Source organism: Streptomyces sp. NBC_00075 (assembly GCF_045041225.1).
Classification (GTDB): domain Bacteria; phylum Actinomycetota; class Actinomycetes; order Streptomycetales; family Streptomycetaceae; genus Streptomyces; species Streptomyces adonidis.
The window spans coordinates 11,360,475-11,375,528 of the sequence record NZ_CP108243.1 but is presented as its reverse complement, the minus strand read 5'-3'; the positions used below and the strand labels follow the sequence as shown (position 1 = coordinate 11,375,528).

Annotated in this window: 17 protein-coding genes; 10 read left to right on the top strand and 7 right to left on the bottom strand. The window is 70.8% G+C overall.

Translation table 11 applies throughout. The features are described 5' to 3' along the window. The first annotated feature begins 309 nt into the window (after positions 1–309). Together OG787_RS50065 and OG787_RS50060 are read left to right on the top strand one after the other, a co-directional pair. Complete coding sequence (locus OG787_RS50065) at positions 310–1,671, top strand: bifunctional o-acetylhomoserine/o-acetylserine sulfhydrylase (RefSeq protein ID WP_405540128.1); 1,362 nt, start codon at positions 310–312, stop codon at positions 1,669–1,671. Further along, the gene (locus OG787_RS50060) at positions 1,668–2,816 is read left to right on the top strand and encodes a homoserine O-acetyltransferase (RefSeq protein WP_405540804.1); all 1,149 of its coding nucleotides are present in this window, start codon (positions 1,668–1,670) and stop codon (positions 2,814–2,816) included. The genes OG787_RS50065 and OG787_RS50060 overlap by 4 nt, the downstream gene beginning before the upstream one ends. A 79-nt stretch (positions 2,817–2,895) precedes the next feature. Here the strand turns inward: OG787_RS50060 and OG787_RS50055 are convergent, their stop codons facing one another. Further along, positions 2,896–4,173 carry a sulfite oxidase gene (locus OG787_RS50055; protein ID WP_405540127.1) on the bottom strand — a complete coding sequence of 426 codons (1,278 nt, stop codon included), beginning with the start codon at positions 4,171–4,173 and terminating at the stop codon, positions 2,896–2,898. A gap of 127 nt (positions 4,174–4,300) precedes the next feature. Beyond that, entirely contained in the window at positions 4,301–4,399 is a 99-nt protein-coding gene (locus tag OG787_RS50050) for a putative leader peptide (RefSeq protein WP_405540125.1), read from the bottom strand. Between the two features lie 210 nt (positions 4,400–4,609). On the opposite strand from OG787_RS50050, the gene OG787_RS50045 reads away from it, so the two are divergent. The 4 genes from OG787_RS50045 (at position 4,610) to OG787_RS50030 (ending at position 7,135) form a co-directional block, all read left to right on the top strand. Then, positions 4,610–4,825, top strand: coding sequence for a hypothetical protein (locus OG787_RS50045; protein ID WP_369031489.1), 216 nt, complete (start codon positions 4,610–4,612; stop codon positions 4,823–4,825). A gap of 128 nt (positions 4,826–4,953) precedes the next feature. After that, positions 4,954–5,049: a putative leader peptide gene (locus OG787_RS50040; protein WP_405540124.1), complete on the top strand. Its 96-nt coding sequence runs from the start codon at positions 4,954–4,956 to the stop codon at positions 5,047–5,049. 162 nt (positions 5,050–5,211) lie between these two features. Then, positions 5,212–6,036, top strand: coding sequence for a DUF1684 domain-containing protein (locus OG787_RS50035; protein ID WP_369031487.1), 825 nt, complete (start codon positions 5,212–5,214; stop codon positions 6,034–6,036). 4 nt (positions 6,037–6,040) lie between these two features. Continuing rightward, positions 6,041–7,135 (top strand): LLM class flavin-dependent oxidoreductase, encoded by a 1,095-nt coding sequence (locus OG787_RS50030; RefSeq protein ID WP_405540123.1) that lies wholly within the window; start codon positions 6,041–6,043, stop codon positions 7,133–7,135. Here the strand turns inward: OG787_RS50030 and OG787_RS50025 are convergent. After that, positions 7,063–8,028, bottom strand: coding sequence for a D-2-hydroxyacid dehydrogenase family protein (locus OG787_RS50025; protein ID WP_405540122.1), 966 nt, complete (start codon positions 8,026–8,028; stop codon positions 7,063–7,065). The two genes, OG787_RS50030 and OG787_RS50025, sit on opposite strands and share 73 nt — an antisense overlap. Positions 8,029–8,153: 125 nt before the next feature. Here OG787_RS50025 and OG787_RS50020 point away from each other — a divergent pair, with 125 nt between their 5' ends. After that, entirely contained in the window at positions 8,154–8,909 is a 756-nt protein-coding gene (locus tag OG787_RS50020; protein ID WP_405540120.1) for a dienelactone hydrolase family protein, read from the top strand. 83 nt (positions 8,910–8,992) lie between these two features. Here the strand turns inward: OG787_RS50020 and OG787_RS50015 are convergent, their stop codons facing one another. Together OG787_RS50015 and OG787_RS50010 are read right to left on the bottom strand one after the other, a co-directional pair. Then, complete coding sequence (locus tag OG787_RS50015) at positions 8,993–9,823, bottom strand: oxidoreductase (protein ID WP_369031483.1); 831 nt, start codon at positions 9,821–9,823, stop codon at positions 8,993–8,995. A gap of 15 nt (positions 9,824–9,838) precedes the next feature. Then, on the bottom strand, positions 9,839–10,726 hold the full coding sequence (locus OG787_RS50010; protein WP_369031482.1) for an NAD(P)H-binding protein: 888 nt from the start codon (positions 10,724–10,726) through the stop codon (positions 9,839–9,841). A 122-nt stretch (positions 10,727–10,848) separates the two neighbouring features. Between OG787_RS50010 and OG787_RS50005 the strand changes: the two genes are divergently transcribed. Then, a complete protein-coding gene (locus OG787_RS50005; RefSeq protein ID WP_405540119.1) occupies positions 10,849–11,475 on the top strand; it encodes a TetR/AcrR family transcriptional regulator in 627 nt (208 codons plus the stop codon). A 30-nt stretch (positions 11,476–11,505) separates the two neighbouring features. On the opposite strand, the gene OG787_RS50000 is transcribed toward OG787_RS50005, so the two are convergent. Continuing rightward, complete coding sequence (locus OG787_RS50000; RefSeq protein ID WP_405540118.1) at positions 11,506–12,138, bottom strand: TetR/AcrR family transcriptional regulator; 633 nt, start codon at positions 12,136–12,138, stop codon at positions 11,506–11,508. A 137-nt stretch (positions 12,139–12,275) separates the two neighbouring features. Between OG787_RS50000 and OG787_RS49995 the strand changes: the two genes are divergently transcribed. After that, positions 12,276–13,892, top strand: a complete 1,617-nt coding sequence (locus tag OG787_RS49995) for a succinic semialdehyde dehydrogenase (protein ID WP_405540117.1) — start codon at positions 12,276–12,278, stop codon at positions 13,890–13,892. Continuing rightward, positions 13,892–14,506, top strand: coding sequence for a hypothetical protein (locus tag OG787_RS49990; RefSeq protein WP_405540116.1), 615 nt, complete (start codon positions 13,892–13,894; stop codon positions 14,504–14,506). The genes OG787_RS49995 and OG787_RS49990 overlap by 1 nt, the downstream gene beginning before the upstream one ends. On the opposite strand, the gene OG787_RS49985 is transcribed toward OG787_RS49990, so the two are convergent. After that, the gene (locus OG787_RS49985; protein WP_405540115.1) at positions 14,443–15,036 is read right to left on the bottom strand and encodes a carbonic anhydrase; all 594 of its coding nucleotides are present in this window, start codon (positions 15,034–15,036) and stop codon (positions 14,443–14,445) included. The genes OG787_RS49990 and OG787_RS49985 overlap by 64 nt on opposite strands. Positions 15,037–15,054 lie beyond the last annotated feature (18 nt).

Below are 15,054 nucleotides of genomic sequence, written 5' to 3'. Positions count from 1 at the left end.
ACACGGAAGAAGGTGCGTCCACCATGCGTCTTGCCTCGTGAGACGGCCGGGCGGTGCTGGTGCTTCGCGGCCCCGCTGTGGTTATCTGACCCTATGACCGTGCTCGTGACCCGCCGCCACGTCGACTACGTGCGTGTCACCACCACGGGCTGTTCCGTCGAGCGCTGACTTCTCGCTCCGGCTTCTGACCTGCATCTTCTTCACCGCACGGTACTGAGCGCTGCCCTGTTTCCGGGCGCGCCCCACCCTGCGGCCGACCCCGCCTTCCCGCCTCCGCGCAGTTCCCCCTCCGCACAAGGGAGCACTCTCATGAGCCAGCCCATCGACTCCGTCACCGCCGGCCACACCCCCGAGGACGAGCCCACCGGCCCCGACACCTCGGCCTGGTCGTTCGAGACCAAGCAGATCCACGCCGGCGCCGCGCCGGACCCGACGACCGGGGCACGGGCGACGCCGATCTACCAGACCACGTCGTTCGTCTTCCGCGACACCCAGCACGCCGCCGACCTGTTCTCGCTCGCCGAGCCGGGCAACATCTACACCCGCATCCACAACCCGACCCAGGACGTCTTCGAGCAGCGGATCGCCGCACTCGAAGGCGGAGTCGCCGCAGTCGCCCTGGCGTCCGGGCAGGCCGCGGAGACCCTCGCGATCCTGACGCTGGCAAGCTCGGGCGACCACATCGTCTCCAGCACTTCCCTGTACGGCGGCACCTACAACCTGTTCCGGCACACCCTGCCCAAGTTCGGCATCGAGGTGTCCTTCGTCGACGACCCGGACGACTTCGAGGCCTGGCGTGCGGCGGTCCGGCCCAACACGAAGGCCCTGTTCGCCGAGACGCTCGGCAATCCGCGCGGCAACGTCCTCGACGTACGGGCGGTGGCCGACGTGGCGCACGAGGCGGGCGTCCCGCTGATCGTGGACAACACGGTCCCAACTCCCTACCTTCTGCGGCCCCTTGAGCACGGCGCCGACATCGTCGTGCACTCCGCGACCAAGTTCCTCGGCGGCCACGGCACCACCATCGCCGGTGTCGTCGTCGACGGCGGCACCTTCGACTTCGGCGCGCACCCCGAGCGCTTCCCCGACTTCACCGAGCCGGACCCCAGCTACCACGGCCTGCGGTACTGGCCGGCGCTCGGTCCGGGTGCGTTCGCGATCAAGCTGCGCGTCCAGCTGCTCCGCGACATCGGGCCCGCGCTCTCCCCGCACTCGGCCTTCCTTCTCCTCCAGGGCGTGGAGACGCTGAGCCTGCGCATCGAGCGGCACTCGGCCAACGCCCAGGCCCTGGCCGAGTGGCTGGAAGGGCGCGACGAGGTCGCCGCCGTCCACTATCCGGGCCTGGAGTCCAACCGGTGGTACGAGGCGGGGCAGCGCTATCTGCCACGCGGGGCCGGCGCGATCCTGGCCTTCGAGCTGCGGGACGGGGTCGAGGCCGGCAAGCGGTTCGTCGACGCGGTCGAGCTGTTCAGCCATCTCGCCAACATCGGTGACGTACGCAGTCTCATCATCCATCCGGCGTCCACCACCCACAGTCAGCTGGACGAGGGGCAGTTGGCGGCGACCGGCACCTCGCCGGGCCTGGTGCGTCTGTCGGTCGGCATCGAGAACCTCGCCGATCTGAAGGCGGACCTGGAGGCAGGCTTCCGCGCCGCGAAGGCCGCGTCCTGAACACCGTACTGACGACCTCCGAGATCCCCCTCCCGCCACCGGCCTCCGGGGCCTGGCGGGAGGGGGACCCTCCGGGTCGCCGCAAGTGGCACCTGCGGGAAACCCCGTTGCCGTTGGAGGCGGGCGGCGAACTGCCCGCCGTACGGCTGGCGTTCGAGACCTGGGGGCGGCTCGCGCCGGACCGCTCCAACGCCGTCCTGGTGCTCCACGCGCTCACCGGCGACAGCCATGTCGCCGGTCCTGCCGGGCCCGGTCACCCCACGCCCGGATGGTGGGACGGGCTGATCGGGCCCGGTCTGGCACTGGACACGGACCGCTGGTTCGTCGTCGCCCCCAACGCGCTGGGCGGCTGCCAGGGCAGCACCGGCCCCTCCTCGACCCGCCCCGACGGACGCCCCTGGGGCAGCGCGTTCCCACCCCTCACCCAGCGCGACCAGGTCGCCGCCGAAGCGGGCCTGGCCGACGCGCTCGGCATCGACAGCTGGGCGCTGGTCGTCGGCGGCTCCATGGGCGGGATGCGGGCCGTGGAGTGGGCGGTCTCCTGTCCGGAGCGCACGAACGCCCTGCTCCTGCTGGCCACCACGGCGACGGCGAGCGCGGAGCAGATCGCCTGGACGGCCCTCCAGCTCCACGCCATCCGCAGCGACCCGCACTGGCACGGCGGCGACTACCACGACACGGGCCGAGGCCCGCACGCCGGACTGGGCCTGGCCCGTCGCATCGCCCATGTCACCTACCGCAGCGAGCAGGAGTTGCAGGCCCGCTTCGGACGCACACCCCAGGGCGCCGAGGACCCCTGGAACGGCGGCCGCTACCAGGTCGAGTCCTATCTCGACCACCACGCCGCCAAGTTGGTCCGCCGCTTCGACGCGGGCAGCTATGTGGCGCTGGCCGACGCCATGAACACACACGACATCGGCCGCAGCCGTGGCGGCACCCGGGCCGCCCTGCGCCGCATCACCGCCAAGACCCTGGTAGCCGGGGTGAGTTCGGACCGCCTGTATCCCCTCACCCAACAGGCAGAACTGGCCGCCGGTATCAACACAGCGGACCAGCCCCGGGTGATCGAGTCCCCGTACGGCCACGACGGCTTCCTGATCGAAGTGGAGCAAGTGGCGGCACTAGTACGGGAACTAGTCAACTAAGCGGTCCAGAAGCGCGCCCCGAAGGGGCGCGGGGAACTGCGCGACCAGCCACAGCGGCGCAGCAGCCAACCGACAACCCCTACACCACGCTCACCGGATGCCGAACGACCGCGTCGAACAGATACCCCTGGGTGTTGGGCACGGCGACATCCGGCTGCGTACGACCGACCGTGTCCGTAGCACGCGCCAACAGCTGGGTCGCGCCCGGTGTTTCGGGCCGCCAGCCCAAGGACCACCGGGTCCAGGTGCCGCTGCGCGGCCGGTCGTGCAGCCGGGCAGGCAGCCAGCTCGTCCCACCGTCGGTGCTGACGTCGACCCGGGCGACCGCACCCGCACCCGACCACGACCGCCCGTGCAGCACGTGCTTCTCCCCCGCCGTGAACGTGGCCCCGCGCGCCAGCTCAAACGCACTCTTCGTGGTCTGCCGGGTGAGCGGCGCGCTGCCGCCCTCCGGGTAGGCGGAGCCGAACAGCCGGTAGAAGGTGGTGTTCCAGGGCGAGAACAGCGGCTGCGCGGACACCTCGATGTCACCGACCCACTTGATCGACGCGATCCCCACCCAGGACGGCACCAGCACCCGCACCGGATATCCGTGGTCGTACGGCAGCGGCTCACCGTTCATCTCGTACGCGAGCAGGACGTCGTCCAGCGCCTTGGCCAGCGGCAGCGGACGACGCACTCGGCCCAGGCTCTCGCCGCCGCTGACGTACTCGGCGTCCAGGCCGCGCGGCTGCACGTCCACGGCGTACGGGGACAGCCCGGCCCTGCGCAGTACGTCGGCCAGGCGGACCCCGCGCCAGCGTGCGACGCCGATCGCACCCAGGGTCCACGCGGTTCCGGTGACCGTCTCGCCCTGCTGGGTCGTGTAGAAGGAGCGGCCGTTTCCGGCGCACTCGACGAAGGCGGTCCGGGTGACGGCGGGCAGGGCGCGCAGATCGTCGTACCCGAACTCCATCGGCCGGTCCTCGCCAGGGGCACCACGCAGCCCGCTCCCCCACAGACGCAGCCGCCAGTCGCCGGCTTCCAGGACGGGGGTGGCGGTGTGGTTGCGTACGAAGAACAGTTCGTTGGGGGTGTGGTGGCCGGTGCCGCGCAGGGCCTCCCAGCGGGTCTCCGCGTTGGTGCCGCGCTGGACGAACCACTCGGGCGGCAGGGGCTTGACGATAGGCGTGTCGGCGGCGTGGGCGGGCCGGGTCGTGCCGAGCGCGGTTCCTGCGGCGGTGGCGGCGAGCAGGGTGAGGAGCCGTCGGCGGGTGACCCCGTCGGCCCTGGCCTCACCGGCGAGCCACTGGCGCAGTCTGCGGCGGTCGTAGTCGGTTTCGTAGCGGTCACCGGCGGAGGTGTGAGAAGGCGGCATGGCGGTTCCTCGTCAGGGGAGGCGGAACAGCACGGCGGAGGTCAGTGCGCGCGCCAGGGCCAGGGCGTCCGTCGGTGCGGTCACCGTGTGCACAACTGGCTTGCGGAGCAGAGTGATTGACGGAGCGTCAGAAGGAGTGTGCGCAGCCGGTCTTCGGACACAGCGCGGCGGCCACGCGGACGAGGTCCACGGCGCGGCGGCGGGTCAGCGGCGCTGGCAACGGCATGGCGGGATGCAAACACGTGGGGCGGGAGGTGTCAACGGGGCGACTCGCTGAGATACCGTCAATTGTCGTGCAGTGCACGACAGTTGACGCACTCACCCGCAGTGGCCTGAACGGGTCCACGGAAGCGGGTCCTTCGCCGCCGCCCACCCCGAACTGGTACGCGCCCTTCTCGCCGCCGTTTCCGCCGAACAGAGCTCCACACGTGCCCTGTTGGAGCGCGTGATCCCGTACTTCTCGCGCCCTCTGATCGCCCGCTCGCTCGCCCTGGTTGCCCCGACCTGGACCGGCCCGGACGGACGCTGGGGCGTGATCGAGGAGACCCGGATGGGCCCGTACGCCGAGTGGTTCACCGGAGACACGGGCCGACGCCTCCTCGACCGGCTGCGCCGACGCGCGGCCACCTCGGTGCCGGTTCCGGCCGAATGACAGAAGCCGAAGGAGTCACGGATGCGCAGACTTTCCGCAACACAGCCGCAATGCCGCCGTCGTGCTGACGAGCCGCCCAGGCCGGGCGGCTGTTGACCCTCCCCGACCAGCACTGTCATTCTGCTCGTGTGAGCCAGGACCCGCGCCTCGTGTCCCGCCGGCACGTCGACCTCTGTCGACAGGCCAGCGCGATCTGTGCCGTCCGGCCGCTGACCCGCCGCTGATCTCCTCGCCGGGTCGTCTGCTGTCCCGGCGCGCGCTCCGCATCCGCCTGCCGAGCGCTTCCCGGCACGACCACGCGTACTACTTGCCTCACGAACGCGCACCGGGCCGTCGTGATCCGCACCGGCCGCATCCCAGCCCCCTCAGTAAGCGAAGGAACCCGCATGACCGTTCAGGACACCACCACGGACCTGGCCGCCTTCACCAACGCCTGGCAGGAGTGGCACACCGGGCAGGAGGCGCGGCTCGCCGACCCGCACGGGTTTCTCGCCATCACCAGCCTGAACTGGCTCAGCACCGAGCCGCAGCGCTTCCCCGACGCTCCGGGCGCCTGGTCGAGCGGCGCCGACGGGGTCGTCGTGGTCCTCGACGAGGGTGAGGAACTGGTCGTGGACGGAACCCCCGTCCATGGCGAGCACCGCTTCGGGGTGCTCCCGGAGCGCGGCGGAGTCGACGCGGTCTGGGGCGACGCCGTGATCGAGGTCGCCAAGCGCGGCGGACACGACATCGTCCGACCCCGGCACCCGGACACCCCGCTGCGCACCGCGTTCACCGGCACGCCCGCCTACGCCCCGCATCCCCGCTGGACGGTGACCGGCCGCTACACGCCCTTCGACGCGCCCCGGCCGACCACCGTGGGCGCGGCGGTCGAGGGCCTTGAGCATGTGTACGACGCGCCGGGCCGGGTCGAGTTCGAGCTGGCCGGACGGCCCCTGGCGCTCACCGCGTTCGCCGGACGCGCACCGGGCAGCCTGATGGCGCTGTTCACCGACGCGACCTCCGGCGTCACCACCTACGCGGCGAACCGCGCCCTGGCCATCGCCCCGCCCGCCGCCGACGGCACGGTCGTCCTGGACTTCAACCGGGCGACGAACCTGCCGTGCGCCTACACCGACCTCGCCACCTGCCCGCTGCCGCCGGCCGAGAACCGACTGCCGGTGGCGATCGAGGCCGGGGAGAAGATCCCCCGCGAGCGGGGCGGGGCATGAGCGGATGAGTACCCCCACGATCGGCTCGCTGGCCTTCCTCACCCCGGGCAACTTCGCCGACGACGACCCGTACACCGGTCTGGAGGAGACACTCCAACTGTTCGAGTACGGCGAGCGGTTGGGCTTCGACGGCGCCTGGATCCGGCAACGCCATCTCGAACACGGCGTCGGCTCGGCCGCGGTCTTCCTCGCCGCCGCGGGCCAGCGCACCGAGCGGGTCGAGCTGGGCACGGCGGTCATTCCGATCGGGTACGAGAACCCGTTCCGGCTCGCCGAGGACCTGGCGCTGGCCGACGTACTGTCCCGTGGCCGGCTCCAGGTCGGCCTCAGTACCGGCATGCCGCACGCCGAGCTCCTCGGCGACCTGGTGTACGACGGGGACTGGCGCGGCTTCGACCTGTCGTACGGCAGGATCGCCCGCGTCATCGACCATCTGCGCGGCGACTATCTCGGCGGCCCTGACACGGTGATCCACTCCCCCGGCAACACCCAGCGGCCGCGCCTCCAGCCGCACAACCCGGGCCTGGTGGACCGGGTCTGGTACGGCGGAGGCAGTCTGCGCTCGGTCCGGTGGGCCGCGGAGCACGGGCTGAACCTGCTGAGCGGCAACATCGTCACCGGCGAGGGCACCGACGACTTCACCACGGCCCAGCTCACCCTGCTCTCCGAGTACAGGCGCGCTCTCGCAGGGGAGCGTCCGGCACGGGTGGCGCTCGGCCGGGTGATCGTCCCGTTCGACAGCGCGGACGCGACCACCCGGGCCCGCTACCGGGAGTACGCCGCCTCCCGGCACGCCCGTACCCTCGCACCGCAGGGCCCGAAGCGGACCCTGTTCGCGCCGGACGTGGTCGGGACCGCCGACCAGATCCTGGAGCAGCTGGCGGCGGACCCCGTGGTCGCTACCGTCTCGGAGCTGCGCCTGGAACTGCCGTACGAGTTCCACCGGGCCGACTACGAGCAGATCCTGCACGACGTACGGCACCTGATCGCGCCCGAGCTGGGCTGGCGGCCCGAAGATCCCGAGGATCAGGCTCCTGTCAGTCTGCGGACAGGAGAGCCGGCCAGGAACGCGGCGATGTCCTCCACCGCTTCCGTGTAGAAGGTGCGGTAGTTGCGCTCGGTGACATAGCCGAGGTGCGGGGTGGCGAGCACGTTCGGCAGGGAGCGCAGGGGGTCGTCGGCGGGGAGGGGCTCGGTGTCGAAGACGTCGAGCCCGGCGCCGGCGATCCAGCCCTCCCGCAGGGCGCGTACGAGTGCCGTGCGGTCGACGATGGCGGCGCGGGAGGTGTTGACGAGGTGGGCGTGCGGGCGCATGTCGCGTAGTTCCGGCTCGCCGAGCAGGCCTCGGGTGCGGTCGGACAGGACGAGGTGGACGGACACGAAGTCGCTACGGCGCAGCAAGTCCTCTTTGCTGTCCGCCAGTTGGACTCCCGCGTCGGCCGCTCGCCGGGCGGTGAGGTTCTCGCTCCAGGCGAGGACCTCCATGCCGAAGGCGGTGGCGACGGCGGCGACCCGCGTGCCGGTCTTGCCGAGGCCGAGCAGGCCCAGGGTGCGGCCGTTCAGGTCCTGGCCGACGGTGGACTGCCAGGGGCCGCCCTCGCGCAGAGCCCGGTTCTCGACGGTGAGGTGACGGGCGAGGCCGAGGAGGAGCGCCCAGGTCAGTTCCACCGGCGGGGTGGAACTGCTCGCCGTACCGCACACGGTCACGCCCTGGGCCTGCGCCGCGGCGAGGTCGATGGAGGCGTTGCGCATACCGGTGGTCACCAGCAGGCGCAGCCGGGGCAGTCGGCGCAGGAGGTCGGCGTCGAAGGGGGTGCGCTCCCGCATGACCACGACGACCTCGCAGCCGGCGAGTTCGGCCACGAGCTTGTCCCGGTCGGTGAGGTGTTCGCGGAGGGTACGCATCTCGACCTGGCCGGCGAGGGGGCTCCAGTCCGCCATGGTCGGGGCGGCGCCCTGGTAGTCGTCAAGCACAACGCAGTGGAGGGTCATGGGTGAAGTCTGCCTTTAAGGCTCCTCTTTCCTTACTGCCGTACCGTCCGCCCCGAAGTCACGACCGGGCCCGGCGTCCGCACCAGCCGAACGGTCGGCCTGGCAAGCAAGAAGGAGAGTTCCGCATGACCGCCGTACGTGGCACCAGCGTCGGCATCCCCACCCAGGACGGCACCGCCGACGCCTACTTCGCCCACCCCGACGACGGCGCCGCCCATCCCGCAGTCCTGCTCTACATGGACGCCTTCGGTCTGCGCCCGCAGCTCACGGGGATGGCGGACCGGCTCGCCGAAGCCGGTCACACGGTGCTGGTCCCGAACGTCTTCCACCGGCACGGCAGCGCCCCCGTGGTGCCGCTGCCGGAGTTCATCGGCGACGCCGACCGGCCGGCCCTCTTCGAGCGGATCGTTCCGCTGATGGGCGGCCTGACCAGTGACGTGGTGGCGCGCGACTCCGCCGCGTATCTGGACTGGCTGGCGGGCCGAGCGGAGGCCGTCACGGGACCCGTCGGTGTGTCCGGCTACTGCCTGGGCGCGCGGCTGGCCCTGCTCACCGCCGGCCATCACCCCGACATGGTCGCCGCCGCGGCCGGCTTCCACGGCGCGGGCCTCGCCACCGACGCCCCCGACAGCCCCCACCTCCTCGCCGACCGGATCACCGCGGAGCTGTACTTCGGCCACGCCGACAACGACCCCTCGATGCCGCCGGAGCAGATCGAACGCCTCGACAAGGCCCTCACCGAGGCGGGCGTCCAGCACCGCTCCGACGTCTACGCCGGTGCCGAGCACGGCTACACCATGGCCGACACCAACCGCTACGACGCCGAGGCCGCCGAGCGCCACTGGACCACGCTGCTGGAGCTGTTCGGCCGCGCCCTCTGACGCACACACGTACGGACGGTGGGCTCTGTCTCCCATGGCTTCGGACCGGTTGTGCCGAAGGGAGCGGATTCGACGGTGTCGCCCTAGTCGTGATCGGTGGAGAGGGCGACGTGCCGCCACGCGTCCATCTCCTTGCGGAAGGCGTCCAGCTTGGCGTCGAAGGCCTGCACGGTGTCGGCTCCGAGCGGGAGGCGCAGGGGCGGCTCGGGCACGGCGGCCATCTCCACGATGGCACGCGCGGCCTTGACCGGGTCGCCGGGCTGGGTGTGGTTCAGGCTCACGGCCGCCGCACGCATCGCGCCGACGGTGAGCGCGTAGTCGTCGATCGCGTCGGGACCGGTGTGCAGGCTGGCGGGATCGAGGAAGTCGGTGCGGAAGAAGCCCGGTTCCACGAGCGTCACGTGGATGCCGAGGGGAGCCAGTTCGGTGTGGAGGGTCTCCGTGAAGCCTTCGACGGCGAACTTCGTGGAGGCATAGACGCCCCAGCCGGGCGCGGTGCCGAAGCCCACGATCGAGCTGATGTTGATCACATGACCGGAGCGCCGGCGGCGCAGTACCGGCAGTACTGCGCGTTGCACGGCGAGCGGACCGAACACGTTGGTCTCGTACAGCGCGCGGACCGCCGCGTCGTCGGACTCCTCGACGGCGGCGAGCAGTCCGCTGCCGGCGTTGTTGACCAGGACGTCGATCCGGCCGAACCGTTCGACCGCCGCGTCGACGGCCGCCTGGATGCTCTGCGGGTCGGTCACGTCCAGCGGCGCGGTGAGCAGCGAGTCACCGGCGTCGGGAAACTGCTCGCGGACGGTTTCGGCGTTCCGCGCGGTCGCGACCACCTGGTGGCCGGCGGCGAGGGCGGCGCGGGTGATCTCCAGGCCGAAGCCCCTGGACGTTCCTGTGATGAACCAGACGCTCATTGTCTTCTCCGGTGTTCAGACGGTGTGCAGGTCAGTGGGCAGGCTGAAGGCCGCGCGGTTCTGGGCGACGAAGCCCTCGACATCGAGGGGATCGCTCCCGCCGATCTTCTTCACCAGGTCGTTGGTGCCGGCGAAGACGCCGTTGCGGTAGTCGACGGCCACGGCGAGCAGGTGCTGGACCAGGTGGTCCGGCGCGCCGCGCCCGCGCAGGATGGCGGCGAACTCGTCGAGTTCGATGGGCACGTAGGTGACGTCACGGTCCAGCGCCCGCGACATCCTCTCGGCGATCTCGTAGTGGTCGAGTTCCTCGGCTCCGTACAGCGGGTAGATCTGGCCGGCGTGCGGGGCGGGGTCTTCCAGGACGGCCGCGATCACCTTCGCCTGGTCGGTCTCCGCGATGGGGGCGTGGCGCCCGTCGGCGAACGGCAGGCGCAGTTCGCCGGTTCCGTCGGCCCAGGTGTCGATCAGCCACTGGGCGAAGAAGGTCGGCCGGATGTGGGTGACGGGGACCGGGGAGTGGTCCAGGACGCGTTCCGCGACCCAGTGCTGGCGGGCCGCGTTGCTGGGGGTGTCACGGCGGGCGGACACCTGTGACATGTTCACGATCGCCTGGACCCCGTTCTCCTCCGCCGCCTGGGCCACGTTCGCGGTGGCGTCCAGCAGGCCGGGGCGGATCGGATAGGTGAAGTACAGGGCGTCGATCCCCTTGGCCGCCCGGGCCAGGGAGTCCAGGTCGAGGACGTCGCCTTCCACGACCTCCGCTCCGAGGGCGGCGAGCCGCTCGGCGCGCGCGTCGAGGCCTCGGACGAGTGCGCGGACGCGGTGCCCGCGCTGGAGCAGGAGTTCGGTGGTGCGGCCGCCGGTCTTGCCGGTGGCGCCGATCACGAGGAGGTTGCGTTCCATGAGGGTGATCTCCGTTTCCCGAGAAAGAGAAGAATGGGCTTCGTAGCCCTTTTTCGAGCTGCCTCCAGGGAACACCTCACAGAATGGGCTGTCAAGCCCTTTCTTGCGGTACGATGGCGAGCATGACCACCACCAGCGAGGCGCCGGGCCGGAAACTGACCGCCAAGGGCCTGGCCACGCGCGAACGCATCGTCGGGGCGGCGGCGAGGCTGATCTACGAACAGGGCGCACAGAACACCAACAACGAGCAGATCCGCGAGGCGGCCGGGGTCAGCGGCTCACAGCTGACGCGTCACTTCCCCACCAAGGAGTCCCTGGTGCGAGCGGTGCTGGCCTGGCAGGCCGACACCATCGTCGCCCGCCACCAGGCACCCGAGCTGGGCGACCTGGACAGCTTCGCCGCCCTGCGCCGATGGGCCGACTCCTACATCGCCTCGCAGGACATGGTGCGCGGCGGCTGCACGTTCGGCTCCCTGGCCGCCGAGGTCGTCAAGGTCGAGCCGGCCCACCGGGACGCGGTGGCCGACGGCTTCGGGCGATGGCAGGAACTGTTCGAGCGCGGGCTGAGCAAGATGCGCGAGCGCGGTGAACTGCGGCCGGAGGCCGACCCGGCCGCGCTCGCCCACCTGCTCACCGCCGCGTTCCAGGGCGGAGCACTGCTGGACCAGGCGGCCGGAGAGTCGACACCGCTGCGTGACGCGCTGTACGGGGCTCTGGCGTACGTCGAGTCGTTCGCCGTAGAAGGCTGAGCGGGCTGCGGGCCTTCGGGGAGCGAGTGCTCAGGAAGCGTCGGACGTCTGCCGCGACCGGGACCGCGCCTGCGCCGTCAGCGGGAGCCCCGCGAAGGCCTGGTCGGCGACTCGCTCCAGCGCGACCGCGTCGAACCCGGCCCTGGCCAGCACTTCCATGCCCCGGTTGACCGCCATGAGCAGATGACTCACGTCCCGCGTGTCCGCCTCGGGATCGAGGTCGCCCTGGCGCTGCGCGGCCTGCACGCACCCGGTCAGCGAACCCTCGATCCTCCCGAGGGCCTGCCTGACGCGCTCACGGGCCTGCGGGTCGTGGTCGACGCCCTCGACGACGAAACCGGTCACCATGCAGCCGAGCCCGTCGGGGTCGTCGTGCACGATGCGCGCCGACGTCAAGAGATACACGTGCAGTCGCTCGAGCGCACTGTCGTCGGGGCCGTCGAGTACGGCCGCCCACCCGGCCTCGGTGCGGTCGCAGTACGCCTCCAGCGTCCGCAGATACAGCTTGCTCTTGTCACCGAAGGCGGCGTAGAGGCTGCCGCGGCCCAGTCCGCCGACCTTGGCGATGTCGTCGACGCTGGTACCGGCGTATCCGGTACGGCGGAACTGTCGCTCGACGGCCTGTACGACCTTGTCCTTGTCGAATCCCGGTGGGCGCCCCATGGCGGCCAGCGTACAGGCCGCACGACCATTCTTGACATTCCAGTCCACAAGTTCCTACGGTTCCTGACAGAGCGGTCCAGAATCCAGGCGACCGTTGCTCACGGCATCCCGCGAGTCCCGCAGAACGGATGAGACACATGTCCTCGCACGGCGGAACCAACTACCTCGCCACCAGTGACGACAACCCCGCCGCAGCACACAGCGGCCGGACGGCGACCGACGTGGTCACCTCTGACCTGGTGTTCCGGCTCACGCGAGGGGTGGAGGGCAGCGGCCGTACCGTGAGTTGCACCCCCATGACCGGCGAGATCATCGCGGAGCTGCCCGAGGCGTCGGCCCACGATGTGGAGGTGGCGTTCGGCAGGGCTCGGGCGGCCCAGCGCTCATGGGCCGCGCTCTCGGTGCGCAGGCGTGCGGCGGTGCTGCTCGATTTTCACGACATCCTCCTCGACAAGCAGGCCGAGGCGATGGACCTCATCCAGGTGGAGACCGGAAAGGCTCGCCTGCACGCGCACGAGGAAGTGCAGGGGGTCGCCGTGGTGGCCCGGCACTACGGACACAAGGCCTCCGCGTACCTCCAGCCGCGGCGGCATCTCGGCGCGTTCCCGGTGCTCACGAAAGTCACCGAGTGGCACCACCCGCGAGGCGTGGTCGGTCAGATCGTCCCCTGGAACTACCCCCTCGAACTCTCCCTGGCGGACGCGCTGCCCGCCCTCGTCGCCGGCAACGCCGTGGTGACGAAACCGGACACGCAGAGCGCCCTGACACCGCTGTGGGCGCGTCGGCTCCTCATCCAGGCCGGGCTGCCGGCCGACGTCTGGCAGATCGTCATCGGCGACGGCCGGGTCGTCGGATCCGCCGTCGTGGACCGGGCCGACCACGTCGCGTTCACCGGCTCCGCCCGCACCGGCCGCGAAGTAGCGGCCCGCGCAGCGACCCGTCTGGTCGGCGCGTCCCTGGAACTGGGGGGCAAGAACGCCCTGCTCGTGCTGGCCGACGCGGACGTCGACAAGGCGGTCGAGGGCGCGCTGCGCACGAGCTTCTCCTCGGCCGGCCAGTTGTGTCTGTCGACCGAGCGGATCTTCGTCCACTCGTCGGTCGCGCCCGCGTTCCTGGAACGATTCGTCAATCGCACCAAGGCGCTCACCCTCGGCACATCACTGGGTTACGGGGTCGGCATGGGTTCGCTGGCGGGCCGGCGCCAACTGGAGACGGTGTCCCGGCACGTGGACCAGGCCGTCGCCGAGGGAGCCACCGTCCTCACCGGCGGAAAGCCCCGTCCCGACATCGGCCCCTTCTTCTACGAGCCCACCGTCCTGGACGGCGTGAAGCCCACGATGGCCGTGCACGCCGAGGAGACGTTCGGACCGGTCGTGTCGGTGTACCGCTTCACCGACGAGGACGAGGTGATCGAGCAGGTCAACGCCACGCCGTACGGCCTCAACTCCAGCGTGTGGACGAAGGACACACGTCGCGGCGAACGCATCGCGACCCGGTTGCAGAGCGGCACCGTGAACATCAACGAGGGCTACACAGCCGCCCACGGCAGTGTCCGGTCCCCGATGGGCGGCATGAAGGACTCCGGACTCGGTCGCCGTCACGGCCGCGAAGGCATCCTCGGCTACACGGAGCCGCAGACCGTCGCCACGCAGCGGATCCTCCCGCTGGCCCCGTCGATGGGCATGGACGATCAGCGGTACGCGGCTTTCATCAGCCTGAGCCTGCGGGTCATGAAGGCACTGAGGCTCGGCTGATGCCCGCACCGAGCCGCACGGAGCCGCTCGCCCGCCGGCATCGGCACGCCTGGCTGCTCGCCGCGCTCACCGAACTGATCGGCGACTGCGCACGAGCCGCGGGTGACGTGTACCGGCCGGTCGCCGAGGCTCCGCCCACGCGGCCCGACGTTCCTGTGAACCTCGGGCCGCTTGTCGGCCTCTGCCGGTCAGCCGGTACCCGGGTGGAGGCGGCGCGTGCTCGGGACGCCGTGCGATGTGGCGCCACGACCGAGACGGAAGAGGTCCCGGCCCATACGGACATCGGCGCCGACTTCCTCGCCGACCTGCTGGACTCACCGGAACAGGCCGTCAGACGGGCCCAGGAGCTGGCGAGAGCAAGCGAGTTGACGATAGATCAGATCCTCGACGAGGCAGCCGATTCGGCCGTACTGTCCGGACTGCTCGCGCTCCACGAAGCACGGCGGCAGTCCTCCGACCCGGGCACAGCTGCGGCGAAGTGCCTTGCCGCCGCCGGGCACTTCGCCTTGGCCGTCACCGTGATATCCGCTGGGCCCCAAGTCCCCGATCGCTACGCGGCCCCGGCGGGAACATCGCGGACGAGTTCCGTCAGTTCGCCGGAGTCGATGTCGTAGAAGAGGCCGTAGATCTCCACGTGTTCAGGGGTGCCCGGGCTGTTGCGGATCAGGCTGACGTCGTAATTGAGCGACTTCTCGAAGTCGGTGATGGCGATGCCGTCCCAGTCGTACAGCGACGAGATGTCGGCTTGCTGCTCCTCTTTCCACGCGGAGGTGATTCCCTCTGCCGTGAAGGACGTGGCACCGCAGAAGGAGTGGTGGACGACGACAACTCGCTCGACTCCGAAGAGGTGTTGGGAGACCGTGATCGAGCGAAGGGCGTCCGCCGCGCGACCGCCCCCGACGATCAGGGGAAACACCGTCGCCGTGGAGCCGATCTTCCTGCCGGTCTCACTGAGGAGAAGTTCACCGGGGTAGACCTCGTCGCCGAAGTGATCGGCCACCGCCTGCGCGGCCCCGGCCGCCCGGGGGTCGAAGCAGTACATGACGATCGTCCGGACGGGAATCGAACCGGTGACGATCTCCCGGGCCACCGCTTCGTCGAAACCCGGCTGCGCTCGGAACGTGAACTCCGCGAAATCCGACACTTCTTGACTCCGTTTCTC

Excerpts from the sequence above, each read along its gene's own strand:
- OG787_RS50050 (WP_405540125.1), bottom strand. The coding sequence starts at position 4,399 with ATGCCGTTGCCAGCGCCGCTGACCCGCCGCCGCGCCGTGGACCTCGTC.
- OG787_RS50020 (WP_405540120.1), top strand. The coding sequence starts at position 8,154 with ATGACCGCCGTACGTGGCACCAGCGTCGGCATCCCCACCCAGGACGGC.
- OG787_RS49990 (WP_405540116.1), top strand. The coding sequence starts at position 13,892 with ATGCCCGCACCGAGCCGCACGGAGCCGCTCGCCCGCCGGCATCGGCAC.
- OG787_RS50005 (WP_405540119.1), top strand. The coding sequence starts at position 10,849 with ATGACCACCACCAGCGAGGCGCCGGGCCGGAAACTGACCGCCAAGGGC.
- OG787_RS50065 (WP_405540128.1), top strand. The coding sequence starts at position 310 with ATGAGCCAGCCCATCGACTCCGTCACCGCCGGCCACACCCCCGAGGAC.
- OG787_RS50010 (WP_369031482.1), bottom strand. The coding sequence starts at position 10,726 with ATGGAACGCAACCTCCTCGTGATCGGCGCCACCGGCAAGACCGGCGGC.
- OG787_RS50025 (WP_405540122.1), bottom strand. The coding sequence starts at position 8,028 with ATGACCCTCCACTGCGTTGTGCTTGACGACTACCAGGGCGCCGCCCCG.
- OG787_RS50030 (WP_405540123.1), top strand. The coding sequence starts at position 6,041 with ATGAGTACCCCCACGATCGGCTCGCTGGCCTTCCTCACCCCGGGCAAC.
- OG787_RS50015 (WP_369031483.1), bottom strand. The coding sequence starts at position 9,823 with ATGAGCGTCTGGTTCATCACAGGAACGTCCAGGGGCTTCGGCCTGGAG.
- OG787_RS49995 (WP_405540117.1), top strand. The coding sequence starts at position 12,276 with ATGTCCTCGCACGGCGGAACCAACTACCTCGCCACCAGTGACGACAAC.
- OG787_RS50035 (WP_369031487.1), top strand. The coding sequence starts at position 5,212 with ATGACCGTTCAGGACACCACCACGGACCTGGCCGCCTTCACCAACGCC.
- OG787_RS50000 (WP_405540118.1), bottom strand. The coding sequence starts at position 12,138 with ATGGGGCGCCCACCGGGATTCGACAAGGACAAGGTCGTACAGGCCGTC.
- OG787_RS50055 (WP_405540127.1), bottom strand. The coding sequence starts at position 4,173 with ATGCCGCCTTCTCACACCTCCGCCGGTGACCGCTACGAAACCGACTAC.